23 protein-coding genes and 2 pseudogenes are annotated in these 21,122 nt (G+C 58.4%); 18 read left to right on the forward strand and 7 right to left on the reverse strand.

Annotated elements, in window-relative coordinates; all coding sequences use genetic code 11:
* Positions 1–189: 189 nt before the first annotated feature.
* The 6 genes from ACZ9BX_RS26260 to ACZ9BX_RS26285 all read left to right on the forward strand — a co-directional run bounded on the left by ACZ9BX_RS26260 (position 190) and on the right by ACZ9BX_RS26285 (position 4,862).
* Positions 190–558 carry a cupin domain-containing protein gene (locus tag ACZ9BX_RS26260; RefSeq protein ID WP_476223047.1) on the forward strand — a complete coding sequence of 123 codons (369 nt, stop codon included), beginning with the start codon at positions 190–192 and terminating at the stop codon, positions 556–558.
* A 374-nt stretch (positions 559–932) separates the two neighbouring features.
* Positions 933–1,742 (forward strand): CE1 family esterase, encoded by an 810-nt coding sequence (locus ACZ9BX_RS26265; RefSeq protein WP_476221044.1) that lies wholly within the window; start codon positions 933–935, stop codon positions 1,740–1,742.
* A gap of 134 nt (positions 1,743–1,876) precedes the next feature.
* Positions 1,877–2,419: a hypothetical protein gene (locus ACZ9BX_RS26270; RefSeq protein WP_476221045.1), complete on the forward strand. Its 543-nt coding sequence runs from the start codon at positions 1,877–1,879 to the stop codon at positions 2,417–2,419.
* A 64-nt stretch (positions 2,420–2,483) separates the two neighbouring features.
* Positions 2,484–2,906 carry a DoxX family protein gene (locus tag ACZ9BX_RS26275; protein ID WP_476221047.1) on the forward strand — a complete coding sequence of 141 codons (423 nt, stop codon included), beginning with the start codon at positions 2,484–2,486 and terminating at the stop codon, positions 2,904–2,906.
* Between the two features lie 393 nt (positions 2,907–3,299).
* A complete protein-coding gene (locus tag ACZ9BX_RS26280) occupies positions 3,300–4,172 on the forward strand; it encodes a class I SAM-dependent methyltransferase (RefSeq protein ID WP_476221048.1) in 873 nt (290 codons plus the stop codon).
* Positions 4,173–4,403: 231 nt separating this feature from the next.
* A complete protein-coding gene (locus ACZ9BX_RS26285) occupies positions 4,404–4,862 on the forward strand; it encodes a YHS domain-containing (seleno)protein (RefSeq protein ID WP_476221050.1) in 459 nt (152 codons plus the stop codon).
* A 271-nt stretch (positions 4,863–5,133) separates the two neighbouring features.
* Here ACZ9BX_RS26285 and ACZ9BX_RS26290 read toward each other — a convergent pair whose 3' ends face one another.
* The 5 genes from ACZ9BX_RS26290 to ACZ9BX_RS26310 all read right to left on the reverse strand — a co-directional run bounded on the left by ACZ9BX_RS26290 (position 5,134) and on the right by ACZ9BX_RS26310 (position 11,077).
* Positions 5,134–6,345 carry a CaiB/BaiF CoA transferase family protein gene (locus ACZ9BX_RS26290; protein WP_476221052.1) on the reverse strand — a complete coding sequence of 404 codons (1,212 nt, stop codon included), beginning with the start codon at positions 6,343–6,345 and terminating at the stop codon, positions 5,134–5,136.
* 9 nt (positions 6,346–6,354) lie between these two features.
* Positions 6,355–7,512, reverse strand: a complete 1,158-nt coding sequence (locus ACZ9BX_RS26295) for an OpgC family protein (protein ID WP_476221053.1) — start codon at positions 7,510–7,512, stop codon at positions 6,355–6,357.
* Positions 7,484–9,115 carry a thiamine pyrophosphate-binding protein gene (locus tag ACZ9BX_RS26300; RefSeq protein WP_476221055.1) on the reverse strand — a complete coding sequence of 544 codons (1,632 nt, stop codon included), beginning with the start codon at positions 9,113–9,115 and terminating at the stop codon, positions 7,484–7,486. Before ACZ9BX_RS26300 ends, ACZ9BX_RS26295 begins: the two co-directional genes overlap by 29 nt.
* A gap of 122 nt (positions 9,116–9,237) precedes the next feature.
* Positions 9,238–9,720, reverse strand: a complete 483-nt coding sequence (locus tag ACZ9BX_RS26305) for a hypothetical protein (RefSeq protein WP_476221056.1) — start codon at positions 9,718–9,720, stop codon at positions 9,238–9,240.
* Between the two features lie 28 nt (positions 9,721–9,748).
* Positions 9,749–11,077, reverse strand: a complete 1,329-nt coding sequence (locus ACZ9BX_RS26310; RefSeq protein WP_476221057.1) for a tetratricopeptide repeat protein — start codon at positions 11,075–11,077, stop codon at positions 9,749–9,751.
* Between the two features lie 254 nt (positions 11,078–11,331).
* Between ACZ9BX_RS26310 and ACZ9BX_RS26315 the strand changes: the two genes are divergently transcribed.
* The 11 genes and pseudogenes from ACZ9BX_RS26315 to ACZ9BX_RS26365 form a co-directional block, all read left to right on the forward strand.
* Positions 11,332–12,051: an SDR family NAD(P)-dependent oxidoreductase gene (locus ACZ9BX_RS26315; protein WP_244915082.1), complete on the forward strand. Its 720-nt coding sequence runs from the start codon at positions 11,332–11,334 to the stop codon at positions 12,049–12,051.
* A gap of 7 nt (positions 12,052–12,058) precedes the next feature.
* Entirely contained in the window at positions 12,059–12,274 is a 216-nt protein-coding gene (locus tag ACZ9BX_RS26320; RefSeq protein WP_476221060.1) for a hypothetical protein, read from the forward strand.
* A 162-nt stretch (positions 12,275–12,436) separates the two neighbouring features.
* The gene (locus ACZ9BX_RS26325; RefSeq protein WP_476221061.1) at positions 12,437–13,528 is read left to right on the forward strand and encodes a Rieske 2Fe-2S domain-containing protein; all 1,092 of its coding nucleotides are present in this window, start codon (positions 12,437–12,439) and stop codon (positions 13,526–13,528) included.
* Positions 13,528–14,298, forward strand: a complete 771-nt coding sequence (locus ACZ9BX_RS26330) for a hypothetical protein (protein WP_476221063.1) — start codon at positions 13,528–13,530, stop codon at positions 14,296–14,298. The genes ACZ9BX_RS26325 and ACZ9BX_RS26330 overlap by 1 nt, the downstream gene beginning before the upstream one ends.
* Positions 14,295–14,504 (forward strand): hypothetical protein, encoded by a 210-nt coding sequence (locus ACZ9BX_RS26335; RefSeq protein ID WP_476221065.1) that lies wholly within the window; start codon positions 14,295–14,297, stop codon positions 14,502–14,504. The genes ACZ9BX_RS26330 and ACZ9BX_RS26335 overlap by 4 nt, the downstream gene beginning before the upstream one ends.
* Positions 14,505–14,950: 446 nt before the next feature.
* Entirely contained in the window at positions 14,951–15,580 is a 630-nt protein-coding gene (locus ACZ9BX_RS26340) for a TetR/AcrR family transcriptional regulator (RefSeq protein ID WP_476221066.1), read from the forward strand.
* A 114-nt stretch (positions 15,581–15,694) separates the two neighbouring features.
* Positions 15,695–16,249, forward strand: a complete 555-nt coding sequence (locus ACZ9BX_RS26345) for a sigma-70 family RNA polymerase sigma factor (protein WP_476221067.1) — start codon at positions 15,695–15,697, stop codon at positions 16,247–16,249.
* Positions 16,246–16,881: an NrsF family protein gene (locus tag ACZ9BX_RS26350; RefSeq protein WP_476221069.1), complete on the forward strand. Its 636-nt coding sequence runs from the start codon at positions 16,246–16,248 to the stop codon at positions 16,879–16,881. Before ACZ9BX_RS26345 ends, ACZ9BX_RS26350 begins: the two co-directional genes overlap by 4 nt.
* A gap of 6 nt (positions 16,882–16,887) precedes the next feature.
* Entirely contained in the window at positions 16,888–17,445 is a 558-nt protein-coding gene (locus ACZ9BX_RS26355) for a chlorite dismutase family protein (protein WP_476221071.1), read from the forward strand.
* Positions 17,446–17,530: 85 nt separating this feature from the next.
* Positions 17,531–18,166, forward strand: a complete 636-nt coding sequence (locus tag ACZ9BX_RS26360; protein ID WP_476221073.1) for an NrsF family protein — start codon at positions 17,531–17,533, stop codon at positions 18,164–18,166.
* Between the two features lie 229 nt (positions 18,167–18,395).
* Positions 18,396–18,526 (forward strand): annotated as a pseudogene (locus tag ACZ9BX_RS26365) (FAD-dependent oxidoreductase); the annotation flags it as partial.
* A gap of 128 nt (positions 18,527–18,654) precedes the next feature.
* Here ACZ9BX_RS26365 and ACZ9BX_RS26370 read toward each other — a convergent pair.
* Entirely contained in the window at positions 18,655–18,999 is a 345-nt protein-coding gene (locus ACZ9BX_RS26370) for a hypothetical protein (RefSeq protein ID WP_476221074.1), read from the reverse strand.
* 248 nt (positions 19,000–19,247) lie between these two features.
* Here ACZ9BX_RS26370 and nhaA point away from each other — a divergent pair.
* A pseudogene (gene nhaA, locus ACZ9BX_RS26375) lies at positions 19,248–20,042 on the forward strand (Na+/H+ antiporter NhaA); the annotation flags it as partial.
* 44 nt (positions 20,043–20,086) lie between these two features.
* Here nhaA and ACZ9BX_RS26380 read toward each other — a convergent pair.
* The gene (locus ACZ9BX_RS26380; RefSeq protein WP_476221075.1) at positions 20,087–21,067 is read right to left on the reverse strand and encodes an IS5 family transposase; all 981 of its coding nucleotides are present in this window, start codon (positions 21,065–21,067) and stop codon (positions 20,087–20,089) included.
* Between the last annotated feature and the right edge of the window lie 55 nt (positions 21,068–21,122).

Raw genomic sequence — 21,122 nt, forward strand, 5'->3', positions numbered from 1 at the left:
ATGGGCACCAATCACGCTGCGCTCGGCAGAACTTTCGAAGCGTCCTTACTTGTATAAAGGAGTGTATTCGATGACAAGATCCGCGACTTTCGAGGGGCAGCGAGCGCAAATGCGCGATATCATGGGGCCACTCGTCGATCTCTCGGCTCAAAGCGGGGAAGATTACGTCGTCATCCGAAGTATCGTGCCATCAGGCTCGTACCGCTTCACAGCCACAGCGACCGGGAAACGATGGCAATCGTCGAAGGAAAATTTACTGCAGGGCTCGAAGGAGGCTGGCAGCAGTATGGGCCGGGTGAAATCATCGAGGTTGCTCCGAAGGAACAGCACGCATTGAGAAATAATGGTCCAGATGAGGTTTCGCTGGTACTGGTAACCACATCGCGCATGGCGAACCTCTTCGAAACGGTTAGTGTTCCTCAAGACAAGGCAGACGTCTCGCCGGACCGGCTCGCCGATTTCGTCCGAACCGCGGTCGCTTATGGCTTCTGGAATGGTAGTGTTGAGGATCAGGCTGCGATCGGCATTGAACTGCCTGACGGTAAAAGTGGTGTTTAACCTGGCGGGTCGGGGGCAGTTGACATTGGACGAGAGCCGCTCTTCGACGGAACCTGCGTCGATAAGCCAAGGACGGGGCCGCGCTTGCCCCAACGATCTGCACCTGAGATCCGGCCTTTCCCTCCAGCGCCTGTACTATGCCGTCCAGAACCTTGGTGAAGTCATAAAGGACCCGGGCCGTGCAGCGGACCTCTCCACTATTCGCCAATCGGGAGAGCCTCGCCTATTGCCGCGCTCCGGCAACGTCCAAAAAATTCCCAGACGTGACCACGTCTGCTGCGCCCGCACGCTATTGCAACATGCCTTGCGCAAACTGCTCACCGCGCACCAGGGTTCTGGCAGACTTCTCATTCTAGACATCGGTGATACCCTTCATGCGCACATGCCCGCTCGCTGCTCTCCTTCTCATCGCCGTCATGCCTCTTACTGTTTCTTCCGCAATGCTCTGCGGAGCGCAGACTGCTTGTCCGGTCAAGGACGGAAATTATCGGATCGAGTTGCCGCAAGATGGCGACATTCGCGGCGTCTTTGTCTATTTCCATGGCTTCAAAAGCTCCGCCGGGTTGCAGATGCAGCAGCGCCCCCTGGTCGAGATGACGCTCGCGCATCATCTGGCCTATGTAGCCGTCGATGGCATCGACGGGAGTTGGTCTTTTCCTCAGGGTCCCCGCCAGGGTCGCGATGAAAAGGCGTTCATCACGAATGTCTTTGATGACCTGCGACGACGCTACGGTTTTACCCCGGACAAGACAGTGATCGGAGGTTTTTCCATTGGCGCATCGATGGCTTGGTACACCGCCTGCCAGCAGGGGGAGAAAACCGCGGCGATGGTGACTTTCTCCGGCGTGTTCTGGAACCCTCTTCCAGAACTGGATGACTGCGTTGCCGATCTTCCTCCAATGGTACATTTTCATGGGACCGCGGATCAGACATTTCCGCTCGCCGGTCGGGCGATTGGCACCAAATTCCATCAGGGCGATGCGCTCAAAAGCTTGGCCATTCTGCGTGAGCGCGCCAAATGCGACATGAAGGCTGCGAAAAAAGTCATGCTGGATAGCATCGAGTGCGACGATGTCCCCGACTGCATTCGGGGCGACAGTGTCATGTGCATCCACAACGGTGGCCACGAGGCCCGGTCCGATATGCTTGACGCTGGCCTGACGGCGGTGGGCTTTCCCAAATGAAGATCGGGCTGCAAAAAAACGAAGATCCTTTGTAACAACCGCCTGCATTCCTACGAATTAGCAGGCAGCAAGGTCGCAAACCTGATCCGACGCGATGCTGACGGATCGTTCGAGGATTACAAGGGAACACCCTCATGCTGCAATCAATCACATGTCCAAACATCGGCCATGCTATCGTTCATCATTTCGGAGAAGGCGCGGCCGTCCGGGGGCAGGCGATCACTCCGAGCATTGCTCATCTGGTTCAGGCGCATCGGGAGTTGGCGATCGATTATTCCCGGATACGCCCCGGGATTGTGTTCGAGACCGTCTCGAGTGTTGCGATGCTTCCCCATGTCATCGATGGATCCACGTTTCGCATACACGTCGAAAGCACGGCGTTTCGCCGCACCGTTGTCCGACGCGAAGCGGTGGTGGAAGCCTTCATCCGCTGCGATGCAGGCGCCGAATGCACTCTTAAGCTTTGGGGACGCGTCGCATCGCAGCGGTCAGATCACTTGGTAGCTACCGACGATAAAGACGCCGCCACCGTACCTGTGATTTTCACCGTGGCCTTCTGGGAGATCTCGCGCGCACCTGACGCCCGCATGGAGCAGATGATCAGGGAAGCTTCCGAGAAAGATCGCAAAATCCGGGAGCTGGAATTGAAGGTGGCGCTCTCGATGTGTTCGCAATGAATCCATGTTCAGGCAGATGCGTACGCAGTCGTAGAATTGATTGTTCCATATGAGGGAGTTTACCATGCAGAATTCAGACAGCCCGACGATAAAGAGTGAGGCGCCGCCGCGCTGGCGTCAAATCGGACTGTGGAGCGTCAAGCTTCTCCTTGCTGCGGCCTTCATCGCCGCCGGCAGCGCCAACCTCTACGGCCTGCCGATGTTGGTTCAGAACTTCGAGCAGATCGGGCTAGGGCAGTGGTTTCGGTATTTCACCGGAACACTCGAGCTGATCGGCGCGGCCGCGCTACTCGTCCCGGCTGTGGCCTCGCTCGGTGCGCTTCTGCTCGCCGCGATCATGGTCGGCGCCACCTTGACTCATCTCTTCGTGCTGCCGGGCTCGCCCGTCCCCGCGATCGTGCTCTTCGCGCTGAGCGTGATGGTAGCCTGGGCGCATCGCGACCAGAACGCGGCGCTGGCCAGCAAGATCCTCGTCGACCGCGACTGAGGACACGAAAGTCGTCAACGCCCTCCTCTTCACGTTCCGAGGCTCATGTCACGGCTGATCATCGCCGCCCTGCTCTCTGGGAGATATCGCGCACGGCCGACGCCCGCATGGAGCAGATGATCAGGCAAGTGTCCCAGAAGGACCGCAAAATCCGGGAGCTGGAATTGAAGGTGGCGCTCTCGATGTGTTCGCAATGAACCCATGCTCAGGCAGACGCAGTCGTGAAGCCCCCAAATGTAACGCTCCAGTGCGGACGGATGTAACAGGAGTGTCGCTACCAAGTATCAAGGGAAAGACCAATGACCTTGACGACGGACTGTTATCAAACTGAGCAGCCATCGTCGATCAATGCGTGAGCCGATGAATTGATTGTTCCACACGAGGGAGTTTACCATGCAGAATTCAGACAGCCCGACAGTAAAGAATGATGCGGAATCAACCTGGATCCCCAGGGCAGAGCCAACTGTCGAACATCCCCACATGACGGACGACTTCTCTCGTGTCTACGAGATGACGGCGAATCGCAACACAGGGCAGATCGCCGCTGCCGCGCTGGACCGGGTCGGAGACATTAGATGGGGAACGCAGGTTCTTGACATTGCAGCCGGGGCGGGAGCGCTGAGCGTACCTGCGGCGCTGCGCGGCGCGGCGGTGCTCGCCGTCGACAATGCGCCGGGCATGGTGAACCTACTGTCGCAACGTCTCGCTCCGTTCCCGGCAAGCACCGCTCGGCTGATGGACGGGCAGATGCTCGCCTTGGAAGATGAAGGGTTTGACGCGACCTTCTCACTGATTGGTGCCAGCATCTTTCCCGACTGGCGGAGAGGGCTTGCGGAACAAGTTCGCGTGACCCGCCCGGGCGGCAAGGCATGCGTCGCGACGTGGCGCAAGCTGCCTGGCGGTGGCCCCTTCCTTGTTATGGCGGAAGCGCTTCGTGACGTTTACCCGAATATGGCGCCGCCGGCGCCGCCCGACGGGTTCACAACGCTTGCGGACCCGGACCGACTGGGCGCGGAGCTCAAGGGAGCAGGCCTCTCTGCGCTCGAGATCGAAGAGATCGAGGTCGTCTGGGAAGGGCCTGCTGGCCAGTCCTATCTTGACGACGTTCGGGAATTGCACGGCTACATGGGCGCTTATGCCACGCTCGATGACAATGAACGTCGCCGGGTGGATGACGCGATCTTAACGGTGGTCGACCGGATTGCAACGGACAACCGGGTTGTGCTGCGCTCGACTGCGGTTCTGGCAGTGGGAACGAGACAGTAATCACTCATTCGAATTCGTCGCAAAGGTTGCAGACTGTTTCGAACCCCTGGCGCGTCAGGAATTGGCCCGTTGGACCAACTGCTTATGACATGGCTGTCTGTCCCGAACTGGCGACGGGTGTGCAATCGGTCCATCCCTCTCCACACAAAGGTGTGAACAGCCTGGATGTAACGTCTACGCATCCCGTGACGAAGAAGGCAGGTCGCTTTCGTTCAACAGAAGGATAACACCATGACGATCTCATTACGCCCCATTCTGCCGCTTGCAGCGGCTCTCACACTTTCCTTCGCCTCTGTCGGCTATTCCGCGGAGATTTTCACGACGAATGGTGTGGCCATCAACGGCTATGATCCCGTCGCCTATTTCACCGACCATAAGCCGGTGAAAGGGTCGGGTAAATATAAGGCAACCTACCAAGGGTCGACATTCCACTTTGCATCCGCCGCACATCGCGATGCATTCACCGCCAACCCCGGGCATTTTGCTCCGCAGTATGGCGGCTATTGCGCCTTTGGAACGGCGCAGGGTCACAAGGCGTCGACCGAACCCCAAGCCTTTACCGTGGTCGATAACAAGCTCTACCTCAATTACAATGACAGCGTCCTCAAGACGTGGAGGCAGGACGTCAGCGGGTATATCAAAAAGGCCGACGCAAACTGGGGTAAGGTCAGGGTACTACCTGATCCGTAAGTCCCGATGCCGAGATGAATCACCTATCCGACCCATTGCGGATAGGTACCTTTTCAAGTTGACGAGGGCGACGCCTGCCGCCCCGAGCAAAGACGGCGCCGGAAAACGCCTCATTGCCGCCAGGCACAGCGCGACCGCAGTGCGTCAGAAACGAGATTACAATCAAACGCTCACCCTCAACTTTGTCGGTACGTCGCCCTTGTCATCGGCAAGACGACCCATTCCGGCGTCCTTGGCAAAAACCATTTGCGCGACACGATCAAGCGACAGTTTAAGTCCGGCGAGCAGCTTCGAGCATCGTGAGTTCGCGAAGGATGGCGTCCTTATCCTGATCGACATGCGGCGGCGCCCGATCGAAACGAACCGGAGTTGCGGACATTTTGAGTGGGTTGCCGAGCAGGCGGACGGTTTGTCCGTCCACTGTTTCCATGGGCATGATCATTTCACGCGCCAAGGTATGCGGATTGGTCACGACCTGATCGATCGTGGCGACCCGGCCTGCAGGGATTTCGGCATGGACGAGCCGCTGCTCCCAGTTTTCGGCGGTGTCGGCTTGTAGAGCCTCGGTCACAAGCCGGTCCAGTGCATCGACATTAGCAACGCGATCACGGTTGCGGCGAAACCGCTCGTCGCCCGCCAGATCGGGACGGCCGATCGCCGTACAGAAGCGGGCGAACTGCTGATCGTTTCCGACTGCGATTGCGATTTCACCAGCAGCCGTTGTAAAGGTCTGGTAAGGAGCGATGTTGGGATGCCGGTTGCCGATCCGACTTGGCACCTTTCCCGAAACCAGATGGTTCGTCGCGGCATTGATAAGCCAGGCAACTTGCGTGTCATAAAGTGCCAGATCGATATACTGGCCTTCGCCCGTGCGGTCGCGATGGCGCAGAGCGGCGAGGATGCCGACGGTCGCATACATGCCGCACATGACATCGGCGATGCCGAGGCCGACCTTGAGGGGCCGGCCACCGGCCGTATCGCTTTCGCCGGTGATGCTCATGATGCCGCCCATCGCCTGGACGAGAAAATCATAGCCGGTTCGCTCGGCATAGGGTCCGGTTTGACCAAAACCGGAAATCGCACACCAGACGATATCCGGTTTGATCTTGCGAATATCCTCATAGCCCAGTCCGCGCCGGTCGAGATCGCCCGGCTTGTAGTTTTCGATCACCACGTCCGAGACAGCCGCCAGTCGCTTGACGAGCGCAACGCCTTCATCGCTGGCGAGATCGATGGCTATCGATCGCTTGTTGCGGTTGGCGGACAGGAAATAAGCGCTGAGATCACTGTCGCTGCTATCGGCATCCGGCACGAAGGGCGGCCCCCAACCGCGAGTGTCGTCGCCAATATTTGGCCGCTCGACCTTGATGACATCGGCCCCGAGATCGGCGAGCAGCTGCGTGCAGGTCGGTCCGGCCAGAATCCGCGACAGGTCGAGGATGCGCAGACCTTCGAGGCTGGCGGGTTTTTGATGGTCAGACATTGGGGATTCTCACGATTTCCAGGGGGAACTCTTGAACCAGCGTACGAGATAGGCGGTTCCTATAAGCACGCCGAAGCCAATCAGGTTTCCAATTGTCTCTGCAGAAGTGGTGCGACCGGCATGATCAAGCGCAATACCAATCGGCTGTGCAATCACAATACCGGTGATGAAGACGGCGAGCGATTGCTGGCCAACCACCGTCAGAACGCGCACGACAGGGCCGCGAAGCCGGGAGCCTTTCTTACCGACGAGATGTACGGCGATGTAGCAGAGCGCCATGAAATGAACGAAGCGCAGCAGGCCGAAGTCGGTCTTGTCGGTGAGGGGGAAAAGCCTGGTGGCGGCCATTTGGAAGGCTGGATAGGCTTCCTGGAACCGTACCCAGGCAAACGGCACGGTCAGGATCACGACGGCAACCGCAAGGGCCATCAACCTGCGGTCGAAGCCGGGGGCTGGAAGGCTGCCGCGCATCAGGAAGAAACCGGTGAAGAACAGCAACTGCCATCCGAAGGGGTTAAAGAACCATCGGCGATCCGACCAGGGCTCCGCCGGCAGCCCGGTCAGGTCGAACTGGGTCACCAGCCACAAGGTAGCCATGATGGCGAATGGCAGAAAACGATGGACCTTTGATGCAAGGATCATTCCCGGCATCAACGCCAGAATGACGATGTACATCGGCAGAATGTCGAAATAGTTCGGCACATAACGCAGCGTCAGCAGGCCGACGAGAAGATTGCCCGGGTCCTTCATGAAAGGTACGAGGTTAAGACTATCGACATAGGTGACACCGTCATAGCGGGTTCCGGCGACAACCATGATGGCGGCAACGACGACAAAGACGGCAATATGGGCCCAATAAATCTGCCAGATACGTTGAGCGACGCGGGCAATGAGCGCAACCGCACCGCTGCGATCGAAGGTCGAGCCGAAGGCGATGGCCGAGGCCATTCCCGACTGGAAGACGAACATTTCCGTGGCGTCGGAAAAACCGAAGCGCGCCGGAATCCACAGCGCCCACCCGTTGTTTGGGATATGGGCCAAAAGGATAATCAGCATGCCGACACCACGGAAAAAGTCGAGCCGCGGATCACGGGGGCGCTTGACCTTCTGGGGGGCTGAACCTGTCGCCTGGGTGGGTTCAGAAGGCGCCGTCGTAGGCGCTTGCATCGAACTTGCAGGCGATGAGGGTGAAGCCTTCGCGCTCGCCGGCTGCCTCAAGCTCGTTACGGAAGTCATCACAATTCTCCACATTGACACCATAGCCGCCGAACCCTCGTGCGACGGCGGCAAAGTCAGTTTCGCCGAGCGTGACGCCGGCCGATTTCAGGCCGGCGGATGCCTGCTTCAGGGCAATCAGCGCCAGGCTGCGATCCTGAAAAAGCACGATGGTGATAGGCAGATTAAGATCGCGTAGCGTAGCAAGCTCGCCGATTCCCATCTCAAGACCGCCGTCGCCCATCACGGCGAAAACCGGACGTGATGGATCGGCGACCTTGGCACCGATCGCAAGCGGCAAGGCCGCGTTCATTGTGCAAAAGCCCGCCGATTGCAGCAATGACATGGCCCGTGGCGCAACCCATTTTTGCGACAGGAGAATGCGATGCGCTCCGCTGTCGACGGTGATGATTGCTTCCTGACCGGCAGCTGCATTGAGCGCTTCGATAATTGCGTGCGGTCCCCAGCTGCCATCGCTTGCGAATAAACGGGCAAGTTCGTTTTTCACGGCGGCGGGTTCGCCAGCCGCCCAGGTCCTCTGCCCCGCGTGAATATCGGCCAGCGCCTGTAGAAAAGAGCGAGGTGCAGCCTGGATTCTGGTGCCGGCATGATGCATGCCGTGGTCCGGGGCAGTGTCGGAAATCTCTACAAGCTTTGCTGGATCTCCGACGAAATCCAGCCAGCCGAGCCGCATTTCGATTGGGTCGTACCCAATCAACAGGACCAGATCCGAATCCCGGACCAGGTTCAGAAGAACTTGATCCGCCAGCGGTGACAATCCGGCGGCGCCGAGCGACAGCGGGTGGTTTTCGGGGATGATGCCCTTGGCCTTATAGGTTGTGATAACCGGTGCTCCAATTTTTTCGACCAGGTGCTGGAGTGCCGGACCGGCATGATCTCGCACTGCGTCGAGACCAGCGATAAAAAGCGGTCGTTGCGCCCGGCCAATCCTTTCGGAAAGTGTGTGAACGGCTGGATCCGTCACTGTTACCGAGGGCTTCAGAAGCTTCGGAGGCGAAATGACATTCAAGGCTGGCGGGACCGCGGCAGCAGTCGCTGGAGACAGGTCGAGATGGACGGGACCCATCGGCTCTGTCATGGCAAGCGCGAGTGCACGAGCGACCGTGGAAGCAGCGCTCTCGGGCTCGATTTCGAAAGACGCCTTGACCAACGGTCGGAGCAACTGTGCATGGTCGATCACCTGATGGGTGTAACGCGCGCGGGTCGAACGGTCGACAATGCCGGATATGACGATCAAAGGGACGCGCTCCTGGGCAGCGTCGGCAATGCCGTTGACCGCATTGGCAAGGCCCGGGCCCACGGTCGTCACGAGAAGTTCCGGGTTTTGCGTCATCGCGCTTGCGCCTGCCGCCATGATCGCCGCCGCGGTTTCATGGCGTGCAAGGTGAAAGGCGATGCCTGAGGCCTCCAGACCGTCTATCAGCGTGACCACTTCTCCGCCCGGCATGCCAAAGGCATGACGGACGCCATGGGCATGAAGCGTCCTGGCGACGATGTCGGCAACTCTCGGCGTAACGAAGCTTTCAGCGGTCACTATAAATCTCTCGAATTTGGTCAACTGAATTGTGTCCAGTGTTAGACTTGGCGATGAAAACCAATATGTTGAGAAGCCTGCCCGCTGATTGGCGGAACCGGGCAGGCCTAATCCCAACAGGTCTAGCGTTCCATGCGGCGGACGACGAACGCGACAACCGTACCAAACAGCATGTGGCCGATCAGCGACGCCCAGGTGAGTGTAACAAAACCGAGAAATGCCGGTTGGCCGCCAAACAGGTGTGCCATGACGTAAAGGGCGAAGATCCAAAGACCGATGCCGAAGCCGATACCTGTCAATAGCAATGGCAGTTTGGGGATGATCAGCCGCTGCAACGGCCGGGCGATGAACAGGTAGCCGATCGGATAAAAAACGATACCGACGATCGCGTGGATCGTTTCGGCTAGCAACAAATTGTTGAAACCGAACACCGATTGAACCAGAGCAGCCGGCTCCAGTGGTCCGCCAACCCACAACGGCGTGATCAGCCGTGCCCAGATTTCCCAGGTAATATTGGCGGCAAGTCCGGAAAGAATAATCGTCCGGCCGAGGCTCGGTTGAATTTCAGGGAAGACGCTTGTCTTTTGCATTTCCATCATGGACATCGTGTTTTTCCTTTTCTTTGAGGTGAGATCAGGCAGACAAACTCATGCCAACCGAATGTTCGATGGATTTGAACAGTCGGTCGTCGGCCTTCAGCCGCTGGCGAATCTGGCCGATACGCGAAACACCGACATTATTGCCATCGGTCGCCATCGCCCTGGCGAGCGCGAGGACAAAGAAGTCGCGCTGTGCGTTGCTGCCGCCGATCTTTGGCAGGTTCGCCACCATGCGTTCGAGCATGTGGCGGTCGGCCGGAGCATCGAGACCCGTGAGAACGCGCGCCATCGGTACACCGATCTCGGCGGCGACGCGGCCCTGGTCATCCATGCCAAGCGCCTTGGCTTCTATATGCGATACAAGCTCCACAGCTCCATCGCGGTCGCCAACGGCAACCATGGCGGCAAGATTATGCAGAGCTGCAAAAATCAAGGTCGTGTCCGTCTTTCGACGATGGGCTATTTCTGCCAGATCGGTCCAGCGATCACCGACATGAGCTCCCGATTGCTCCATCCGCCACAGGAGCGAGACAGCATTAGCCATGTCTCGGAAATCGTCGGTTTGCTGTGGGCGAACGTCGTCGTCGTAGATCTGCAGCACCCGATCATGATCGCCGCGTTCCAGGTGTAGCAGACCGAGATGCCAAGCCATATGAAAGGAGAAATTGTTGCAGCGCGACCAGGCCTTGCGGTTCGCCTCGAGCCAGTCAATGCCTTCTTCCGTATCGCCACGCATCTCGAAGACATGCGAGACGGCGTGAAGGCCCCAGGAATCATCGGGCTGCAGAGCAACCGCAAGCTGCCCCGCGGCAAGCGCCTCGGCATACCGACCATGCTCTTCAAGCGAAAACGCGTGGCAACCAAGAACAAAGCTCCTCGCCGTCGTGCTGGTGTCAAGGCACGCGACTGCACGCGTGCTGGCCCGTAGCATGCCGCGGGCATCTCCAAGCATGAAACGCAGGGCCTGCGAAATCTTAAAAGGCAAGAACGTCACCGACCGATCCTCGAAACCGTCGTCGAGAATATCCGTCGCACGCGAAAACGAGCCTTCGACGGCGGCCTCCAGTGCTTTCACAAGGGTGCGCTCGTCACCGGTTCCTCCGCCTCTGACCATCAGCGCTGCCTGCGCATCAACAAGTGCCTTGGTAGCCGGTTCGTCGAGCTCCGACCGCGCCAATATCAGATTTGCAAAGCCCTTCAGCGCATGGCCGGCAACATGATGGGGGTCGGCTGCCAAAGTTGACTGGATGGCCACACCAGTACTTGGCCGATGCGCCGCCAGACCAAACACGGCATTCTCGAATGCCCTTTGTGCCTCGTTGCTGTCAGTGCTGGTCATGAGACCGTAAGCATCGCGCTTCATTCGTTTGCTCCTTCAGGAGGACGCCGATTAGAACCCTCGAGATCCCATCACCCTTCGTCCGACAGAGACCTTTACGGTCGCGTCAGGTGGTTCGTTACAGCCGGTCCTGAAATTTTTCGCAGCCGCATCAAAATTTCTTGGCGTCGCATAGCGGGCGGAAGTTTTTTAAAAACATATGTAACAAAACCATGTGCTGCCGCGAATTACGGGCGGGCCTTTTGCAGGCGGCCTCAACTCGAAAGGGCGGGACCATCATGAGTGAAGCAACAGGAACAAGCACCGTTGTCATGGTTACGGGCGCAGCAGGAAACCTTGGAAGCGCCGTCGTCAGGGAGCTTGCGGCGAACGGTACGCGGCTCGTCTGCGTTGAGCATAATTCGGAAGCCCTGGAAAAATTGGCAGATAGCCTGCCCGAGAGTAGCGAAATCCTACTGATCGGCGGCATGGATCTCGCCGATTTGACGTCATGCCAGGAGGCGGTCGAAAAAACGCTCGCGAGATTTGGCCGGCTCGACGCGCTCGCCAATACCGTCGGCGGCTTCCAGACAGGACCGGTCGATGAGACGGGCGTGCACCAGTGGGATCAGTTGTTTCACATGAATGCCAGAACGGCTTATGCAATTAGTGCGGCGGTCCTGAAACCGATGCAGCAGGCAGGTTACGGCCGCATCGTCCATGTCGCGGCAGCGCCGGGACTAAAGGCCGGCGCCAATCAAGCCGCCTATGCAGCATCGAAAGGGGCGGTGATACGGCTTACGGAAGCCATCGCCGCGGAAAACCGCGACAAGCGCATTACCGCCAACTGTATTTTGCCGGGCACGATCGACACGCCGCAAAACCGGTCGGCGATGCCGAATGCGAAGACGAACAGCTGGGTTCAGCCAACGGATATCGCCAAGCTCATCGGGTTCCTCATTTCGCCTGCAGGAGGCATCGTCACTGGTGCGGCCATACCGGCGACCGGCCGCATCTGAGGGTCCCATGGTTTCGATGTCCGATCCCGTCTCCGCAGGATTGATGCTTTGGGCCGGCATCGGTCTTGCCGTCGCCGTCGCCTTTCTGCTGTTCGGATTCGACAAGGTCGATCCGGGAGCACGTGACGCCTATGCGGTCCGGCCGCTCCTTATCCCCGGGCTCGTTCTCCTCTGGCCGCTGGTCGTCTGGCGGTGGGCCAATCTTTCCAGGGGAGAACACTAGCATGCAGCGCCGTCACCGTCGCGCTCACATTGTGATCTGGACAGGCATTGCGGTCGTTCTCCCGATCATGCTTGTCGTTATCTTCGCGAGCGTTCCGAAACTGCCGGCCGATGCGCCAGCTGTGCGCCTGGATGCCACTGCAGCACAGGGGGATAAGCAACCGTGAGCCTCTCCTACAAGCCGGTCATCTGGAACAGGACCAAGATCATCTATGACGCGGTCATGCTGGCCGGGATCTTCATCTACATCCTCATTTTCCTGCGGCTAGGCCCAGTCATATCCTCTGCGCTCCGGGATACCGACCTGCCGATCCAACGGATGCGTGCCTTCGGGTCTCTGGCCTTGCTCATGCTGACCATCGTCCTCGCAATCGGGCCACTGGCACGGATCGATGCCCGTTTCGTTCCGCTCCTTTACAATCGCCGCCATTTTGGCGTGATGACCGCGATCATCGCAGCCACGCACGCCTACTATGTGCTCGGATGGTATTTCTCCTTCAGTCCAACACCACAGCTCACGGCGCTCTTCACCAGCAATACCAGCTTCACGAGCATCGCCGGCTTTCCTTTCGAACTCTTCGGCGTCTTCGCGCTCGTCATTCTGGCGATCCTTGCGGTAACCAGCCACGATTTCTGGCTTTCCTTCCTGACGCCGCCGGTGTGGAAGGCGATCCACATGAGCGTCTACGTCGCCTATGCTGCGGTCATCCTGCATGTGGCGCTCGGCGCTCTGATCGATCGCCGGGATCTTGCTTTGACATTTTTGTCGCTCGGCGGATTGGCTGCACTGTGCGCCCTGCACCTCATCGCAGGTCGGCGGGAGACATCGGCTGACGCGGCTGCATCGCAAAAGGCCCCCGAGGCGCCTTGGGTGATCGTCGGTGACCTCAGCGAGATTGCCGATGGCAGGGCGATCATCGGCGCAGCTCCCGGCGGCGAGCGCATTGCCGTTTTCCGCTCGAACGGCGGACTGTCCGCTGTCTCCAATGTCTGCTCGCATCAGAACGGCCCGATCGGTGAGGGCAAAGTCGTTCTCGGCTTCATCACCTGTCCATGGCACGGCTATCAATACCGCCTCGAGGACGGCTGTTCGCCGCCACCGTTCCGCGAGCGCGTCCGCAAGTATCGTGTCCGGCTGCAGGGATCGAGCGTCCTCGTCGATCCCGAACCTTTGCCTCTTGGCACAAAGCTGGAGCCGTTGGCGATCCCCCCGGAGCTGCTTCCCGCGGCACCGGCGAAGCAAGGAGGAGCTTGATGCTGAGACCTGCCGAACGTGGATTTTTTGTCGGCTACTTCAAGAAGGTGCCGGCCGATGTCAGAGCGCTGATGATCGGCTTCATTGTCTTCTTCGTTGCCGCCATGGCATCGGCCTCCGTGCTTTTGTCTCTCAATACCGAAAGCCCCGGGTCGGGCAGCTATGCGGATGAGTTGCATGGCGAGCATCTGATCGGCACGATGGAGGTCAGGCCTTATCCGATCCTTCGTGTGCCGGCCGACGGCGCAAGGCCGGCACGAGCCGTCATGTTGGCGGGATCGGGCAAGTTCGGCGTGGACGATCGGGCACTACCACTAGCAGGCAAGACCGCACAGGCAGGTGGCATCTTCGTTAAGCGCGGAGACCTGGTCATGCTGCTGATCGGCGGCGAAGACGACCTGAAGGCAGCCAAACCGCAAATGCCGGCATTGCCGGTCACGCCCGTGCCGGAGAACCTCGGTTCGTGGCGTTTGACGGGCGAGATCTGCGACGGAAAATGCAGTGCTGGTGCCATGAAGCCGGGAACCGGTCTCGCGCACAAGGCCTGCGCCAATCTATGTATTTCTGGAGGTGTTCCACCGGTCTTCGTTTCCACTGCACCCGTGGACGGCCACATCTTCTTTCTTCTCGCTTCCAAGGACGGAGGACCGATGCCGGCGGCCTTGCTCGACAAGACCGGTTTACCGGTGGTGCTGGAAGGCAATATCGAACGCCGCGACGATCTGCTGATTTTCAAGATCGACAGTTTCCGCGAGGAGGCTGGAGCATGATCCAGAATGGGAGAGGATTCTGGCGCCATCTGTTCGGTCTTTTGCTGGCGCTGATTGCTACCATCGTGATCATCCTCGCATGGCAGTATGGTCTGGACTATCTGAGCGGCACCCCGTTCGAAGAACTGCGCTACGTGATCTTCGGGGTTGCCGTTGTTGGGCTGCTCTCCGCCCTTAACAGCCTGACGTTAAGTTTATTGAAGTAGGAAGTCGCCAAAGGTTGGAGCAGCACAATCATGCGGGCCAACCGTCAGAATGCTTGTCCAATGTGCGAAGGCTGCTGACGGCTTTGACTTGAAAGGAAATGCTAAGTGGCCGCAGCAGCGGTCCGACGTCGAGTGAGCTGCGAGTTAGGGGTTGCAGCAGGGACCGGCAGCGCGAATCGTCAGTACAAACTGGCGACTGCGAGCGTTTCAGGCCACGAGACAGGCTCATCACACTGGATTCCCCAACTCTCGGGACGCAGTCGACTAGAAACGCCGTGGTCAACGTCTAAAATCTTCGAATTTACGAAGACGGCATATCCCTTGTCGTCGCAATCCCGAAAGCAACTCCAATTTCCGCACAATTATGAACCACACACGGTTGAGTTTTAGATCGGATGTTCTAAAAGAATTGTCAATGCTCTTGGGCATGTCGCCCGCTTCGATCCGTGTTCTGGGAGACAGGATATATGGCTAGACCAAGAGAATTTGATGAAGAAAGAGTATTGCTGCTGGCTGTAGAGCGGTTTTGGGAACACGGCTACGAGGCAACGTCAATCCGTGATCTGGCCCAGGCAATCGGGCTAACCACCGCAAGCATCTACAACGCCTTTGGCGACAAGCACGCATTTTATCGCAAAGCGCTCGATTTCTATGTCGAACGGAGCTTCGGCGACCGTGTCGGCCGGTTTGAGACGAAGCCGCCGCGGGAGGCGATCGGCGCATTCTTCAACGAGATCATTGAGCGGTCGTTGAGCGATACCAAGCGAAAAGGCTGCATGTTGGTCAATTCCGCGCTCGAGGTAGCACCACATGATGATGAGTTTCAGCGGGTGGTGGCGCAAGTCCTGGTGCAGGTTGAGGCTTTCTTCAGGCGCTGCGTCGAAAGAGGCCAGAAAGAGGGATCGATCAATCGCTCCCCAAATGCATCGGACATGGCCGGCACGCTCCTCGGCACACTGCTTGGCATTCGTGTGCTTGCGCGCACGCGTCCTGAAAGAGACCTTCTGGAAGGTCTTATCCGGCCCATTTTTGCACTGCTGGAACCTCAAACACAGTCAGACAATCTTACCTCATGATCGATGACATGAACGTTCAAACGCTTGCACGCTTTGGCTCGATATCCCACACGCAAAAAATCAGGCTGGTCTCTGTAACAATTGCACCAGAACCGCCGAAGAAGGATATGTCGGATGAAAGATCTGGCGCGTGAAAAGGAATGGGCATCCTGGCTGCGTTCCGCGATTGCGGGCGACAGCCGTGCCTATCACAAATTCCTGACGGCCCTCACACCACATTTACGGGTGATGGCGCGGAAGCGTTGTGACCAGTTCGGTGCGCCGGCCAGCGAGGCTGAGGACGTGGTTCAGGAAGTGCTGCTTACAATACATCTCAAGCGGGGGACATGGGATCCGTCACGGCCATTGGGGCCATGGCTATCGGCAATCGTTCGCAACAAGGTGGTCGATAGCCTGCGGCGCCGTGGCAGGCAGGCAGTACCACTTGAGGACGTCATTGCTACACTCAAAACAGACGAACGCATCACAGCCTCCGATCGCATCGATATCGAACAGATTCTGGGCAAGCTCAAGGATCCACAACGAACGATCGTTCAATCGATATCGGTTGAAGGGTCGAGTGTTCGGGAAACGGCCGATCGGCTGAAAATGACAGAGGTGGCGGTACGGGTTTCCCTGCACAGGGCATTGAAGGGCTTGGCTGCTCTCTATTCGGAGCGGGCGACATGAAGACTGAGGAGTTGATCGAACTGCTCGTGCAGGATACGCCGGTTCGACTGAATCTTGATCATGCCCTGATGCACGCTGCCATTGCCGCCACATTGATGGCAGCCATTTTGTTCTTCGCCGTCATCGGCTTGCGTGCGGACTTCGGCACGGCCATCGAGACCGGCCGCTTCCTGTTCAAATTCGTGATCACGGGATCTCTCAGCTTGACCGGTGGGATGGTCATGTTCCGGATTGGAAGACCGGGGGTCCCGGTTCGGTTGACGGCATTGGGCTTACTGGTTCCTGCTCTGTTGGTGAGTGCAGCGGGGATCTTTGAACTGTTGGTCATGCCGTCGGAGGCATGGGTGACGCCCATGATCGGGCGCAATTCCAGCCTCTGCCTGACGATTATCCCTTTCTTATCGGTGGGTCCTCTTGCCTGTTTTCTCTACGCGCTTCGATACGCTGCCCCCACCCGACCCGCGGTCGCGGGAGCTGTTGCCGGGCTCGTAGCGGCCGGGATTGCGGCGACATTCTACGCAGCCAATTGCGATGATGACAGCCCGCTCTTTGTAATGCTCTGGTATCCGATTGCCATTTCGATGGTTGCCGGAACCGGTGCTTTGCTTGGCCACAGAATGTTGCGCTGGTAGGTCACAATGGTGAAACCGACATACTTCGTGGCTGGTGAGAGTGGCCAATGGCAGGTCGAGGCAACGCGCGCCATTGCTGGTAAGGGTCTGGATGTTGCGCCTCGTCTTACTGTCATGGACATCAATCAGGTCATACTGCCCGATCCAGCGGCCTGGGTTCTGCGCGGAACAGCCGGCAGCGCGCGATACACGACCCGTGTCGAGCTCGATCGGCTTGGAGAACGCCAACCACCGTTGGGCCGCGCGACGGCGTGCCTCGCGGTGTTGATCCCGATCCGCAAGTCGGATCTTTGGTGGTCTCTTGCGCAGGACGAACGCAGGGCCATCATTCAGGAGAGGTCGGCGCATTTTCAGATCGGGATGGACTATTTGCCTAGTGTCGCTCGACGCCTCTATCACAGTCGTGATCTTGGCGAGCCTTTCGATTTTCTCACCTGGTTCGAATTCGCGGAGGAAAGTGCCCCTCAATTTGATGCCATGCTCTTTCGATTGCGTGCGACCGAAGAATGGCGTTATGTCGAACGTGAGGTCGAAATCCGCTTGCGGATATGGCAACATGGTTGATGATGCTAAGATAGCCAATCCTGCATAAGGTTGCACTACAAAACGGGAAGGTTCTCGTCAGGCCAGCCGCAAACGGAGTATTTGAGTGAACACGGAAGACCTGATCAAACTGATATCAGAGGACACACGGCGGCCCGTTAACCTCTCGAAGGCGCTTGCTCTGGCGACAGTTGCTGGCGCATTGGTGGCGGGATTGGTGTTCTTTTCGGTCCTGGGTCTTCGACCTGATTTTGCTCAAGCCATCCTGACTGTGCGCTTCGCATTCAAGTTCATTGCCACCTTGGCGCTGTTTTTTGTGGCGGCATCGCTGATGGAGAGCCTTATCCGTCCAGGGGAGGGCGCATCGGCTCGGCGCTGGTTACTGCTGCTGGCACCAGCGCTGTTGATCGCCGCCGCTACTATCGAGTTGATCGTCACCCCAGCCGATCTTTGGCGAAGCAGACTGGTTGGCCAGAATGCGTTGCATTGCCTAACAGTCATCCCGATCCTCTCGTTAGCGCCGACCGTGTTCCTCTTTCTGGTGATGCGCCATGGTGCGCCGGATCACCCCGGTCAAGCCGGGGCAATCGCGGCATTGGCTTCCGCCGGTATTGCCGCTACGCTTTACGCCTCCAATTGCCCCGACGACAGTCCGTTGTTCGTCGCAACCTGGTATCCAATCGCCATACTCATTGTGGCCGTTGCGGGGTATTTTGCAGGCCGACGCTTTCTAAGGTGGTAGCTGCGATTGTGCCGTTCACAATGCCGGGCCTATCCCGTCCGGCGAAAAACGATGGCGTTTGCAATGGACAGTCGACTGGCTCAGGACGTTCGGTGGAAAAGGATTACCACCATTGAGGTGCATTTGCCCGAGTCAGATTTTTTGATCGACGCGATAGCTGATGATGGAAAGGTAATCGAGCGCCGAACATTGCGGTGCTCGCAGGCAGGGTTGAGCCTCACGACGCCCTCTTTCGCCGAAGGGCGGCATCGTCGTCGAACGACCGCATGCGCACGTCCCGGTCCGGCATCTATGCCGCCGGTGATGTCACCGGCCGCGACCAGTTCGTGTAACATGGCCGCCTACGGCGCCAAGCCGGCGCTTTGTCGATCGGTGCCCGCAGCTAAGGAAGCCATCCGAAATAGATAGCGATCGACAGCGCGAGTTGAGCCACGGCCAAGACGAGGCACACGGCGAAGATGATGATGACCCAAAAGCGTTTTCTCGGCCTATTCATCTGAATTCAAAGTGCTCGCTGAGAGACATTTGGCGCGGGCGGGGGCAGCTGTCTCGATTAAGCGCGCTGGTTTCGTCATGTCGTCGTCTTCGGCGTCATCTTTCGCGATGCCGAGGTTGTCGAGGCGGTGTTTGATGGCCAAAGCGTAGATGACATCAAGAATGTGCCGATCGTGAAGGTCGGGATCGGTAAGCGCGAGGAGCGAAGCGCGCACGATGCGCTTGCTCGAGGTCTTTGGGCACTTCTCGAGGCCGTATTCGTAGAGCTCTTTGTCAGTAAGGCCGTCTTTCGCACCTTCAACCAGGGTGTGGTAGACGCGCTCGCGTTTCTCACCCATCCCGAACTCCTTTCATTTTGATCGGGCGACCTTCCTAAATCGAGTTGTCACAATCAACCTCAGCTTGGAGAACCGCGACAGTAACAGCCGCATCGCGCGACCGGCAGCAATCCGCTCATCACATCGATTTTAGTGGCACGACAGCCGTCAATGACCTAGATTGCAGGCGATGGCGTGTGCTGCGTGCGCCACGGGATTCCCGAAAATGACGGAGACTTCGATCAACTCTCACAAGGGAGCGTGACCCTATGTCTTTGTCACACCGTCGGAGCGGCCGGGGCCTGATCCATTCTACTTTCCGCCGATTGCTCGATAGCGAGGCGTCCGCAGGCCTGCTGCTCATGATCGTCGCTTTGCTGGCCATCGTTATCGCCAACTCGCCACTGGCCTCCGCATATTTCGCTGCACTGCACGTCTCTATTGGGCCGATGAGCCTGCAGCACTGGATTAACGATGCGCTGATGGCGCTTTTCTTCCTGCTCGTCGGCCTGGAAATCAAGCGTGAGATGCTGGATGGCCAGCTCTCAAGTTGGTCGCGCCGCATCCTGCCGGGTGCTGCGGCCGTTGGCGGCATGGTCGTTCCCGCATTAATCTACGCTGCTTTCAATCGGGGCGATCCCACCGCAGCACAGGGTTGGGCGATCCCGAAGGCGACCGACATCGCCTTTGCGCTTGGCGTCCTGTCTTTGGCTGGCCCGCGTGTTCCGGTAACTCTCAAGGTCTTCCTGGCAGCCTTTGCCATCATCGACGACCTCGGGGCGGTCGTGATCATTGCGCTCTTTTACGCAAGCGACCTGAACTACTGGGCCCTTGGCGGCGCGGCGGTCATATTCTTCGCCTTGATAGGGATGAATCGATTGGGGGGCAGTCGCCTCGCTGCCTACCTGGTTCTGGGGGCCGCACTTTGGTGCCTGGCTTGCCTGTCGGGCATCCATGCGACGATCGCAGGCGTTCTTCTGGCCCTCACCATCCCACTGAAGCTGACACGAGGAATGCCCGAGGCGTCACACTCGGAGTCACCCCTGCATCGGCTGAACCGTGTTGCACGGATCGATCGGCAGGCAGCCCATGCCCCTTTCGCAAATGATCAGATGGCACGCGCATAGTTTGCCCGGCCGAGGGCAGTCATACGGTTCAGGGCGTTGGCTGCGATCTGCGTTTCGCAGGTCTGATTGTCGAAATGCCTTGCTTGCAGTCGGTCACCTATGACCGTTTTCCAACGACCTATTTGAGTTTCGATCCGTGATCTTTGGTTGTAGCCGGTTGCCACCTGCCACGCCATTCGACCACGTTCGGCGATCTTCTCGACATGCCGATTCCGCTGGGAACTGACGCCGGGAACGGCGTTCTTTGGAGGTGGGATGATGATGATCTCGACATCAGACCCGAAAGCGGTGACCACGGAATCTGAAACACCCGTGCCGTCATAAGCACCATCCGCCACAAACCGATCCACTCGCGCATCGATATTCCCGAACAGATCCGGCAAGGCCGTTTCGTCGCCAACGTGCTCGGTTGTCAACTCGGATGCGAGAATAACGCCACTGTCAGGATCGAGGGCAAGGTGCAGCTTTCGCCAGGTTTTGCGGGCGCCTTTGACCCCGTGCTTGTGGCCGTGCCAAGCTGCATCGCTGTGAATTTTCAGACCTGTGCTGTCCACAATCAGGGTAATCGGCCGGCTTGCTGCACGGCCATTCCGGGCCACGTGCAGGTCCTTGCCGCGCCGTGACAGGGTCGAGAAGTCTGGCACCGGCAGGGCCAACCCCATCAGCGTTGCAATCGACCGCATGAAGCCCTGTGTCTGACGAAGGGCAAGCCGAAATACGACCCGCAGAGTCAGACAGATCTCGATCGCAACGTCCGAATATTTCCTCTGCCCACCTCGCGTCCGTCGTCGTGCCGCCGCCCACTCCTGCGTCACATCGTCAGAAACCCATATCGTCAGATCGCCGCGGCGGCGAAGGCTCTCATTGTATGCGGGCCAGTTCGTAACTCGGTATTGGGCCTTCTTGAACTTGCCACGATGACTGGCGTGAAATTTATACGGCATCAAAACAGCTCGCAGCATGGAAAACCCGCGCAGATAGCCCCCAACTCCAATCCATGCAACACAGTCGTTTCGC

It is taken from the genome of Rhizobium sp. USDA 3886, from assembly GCF_056279785.1.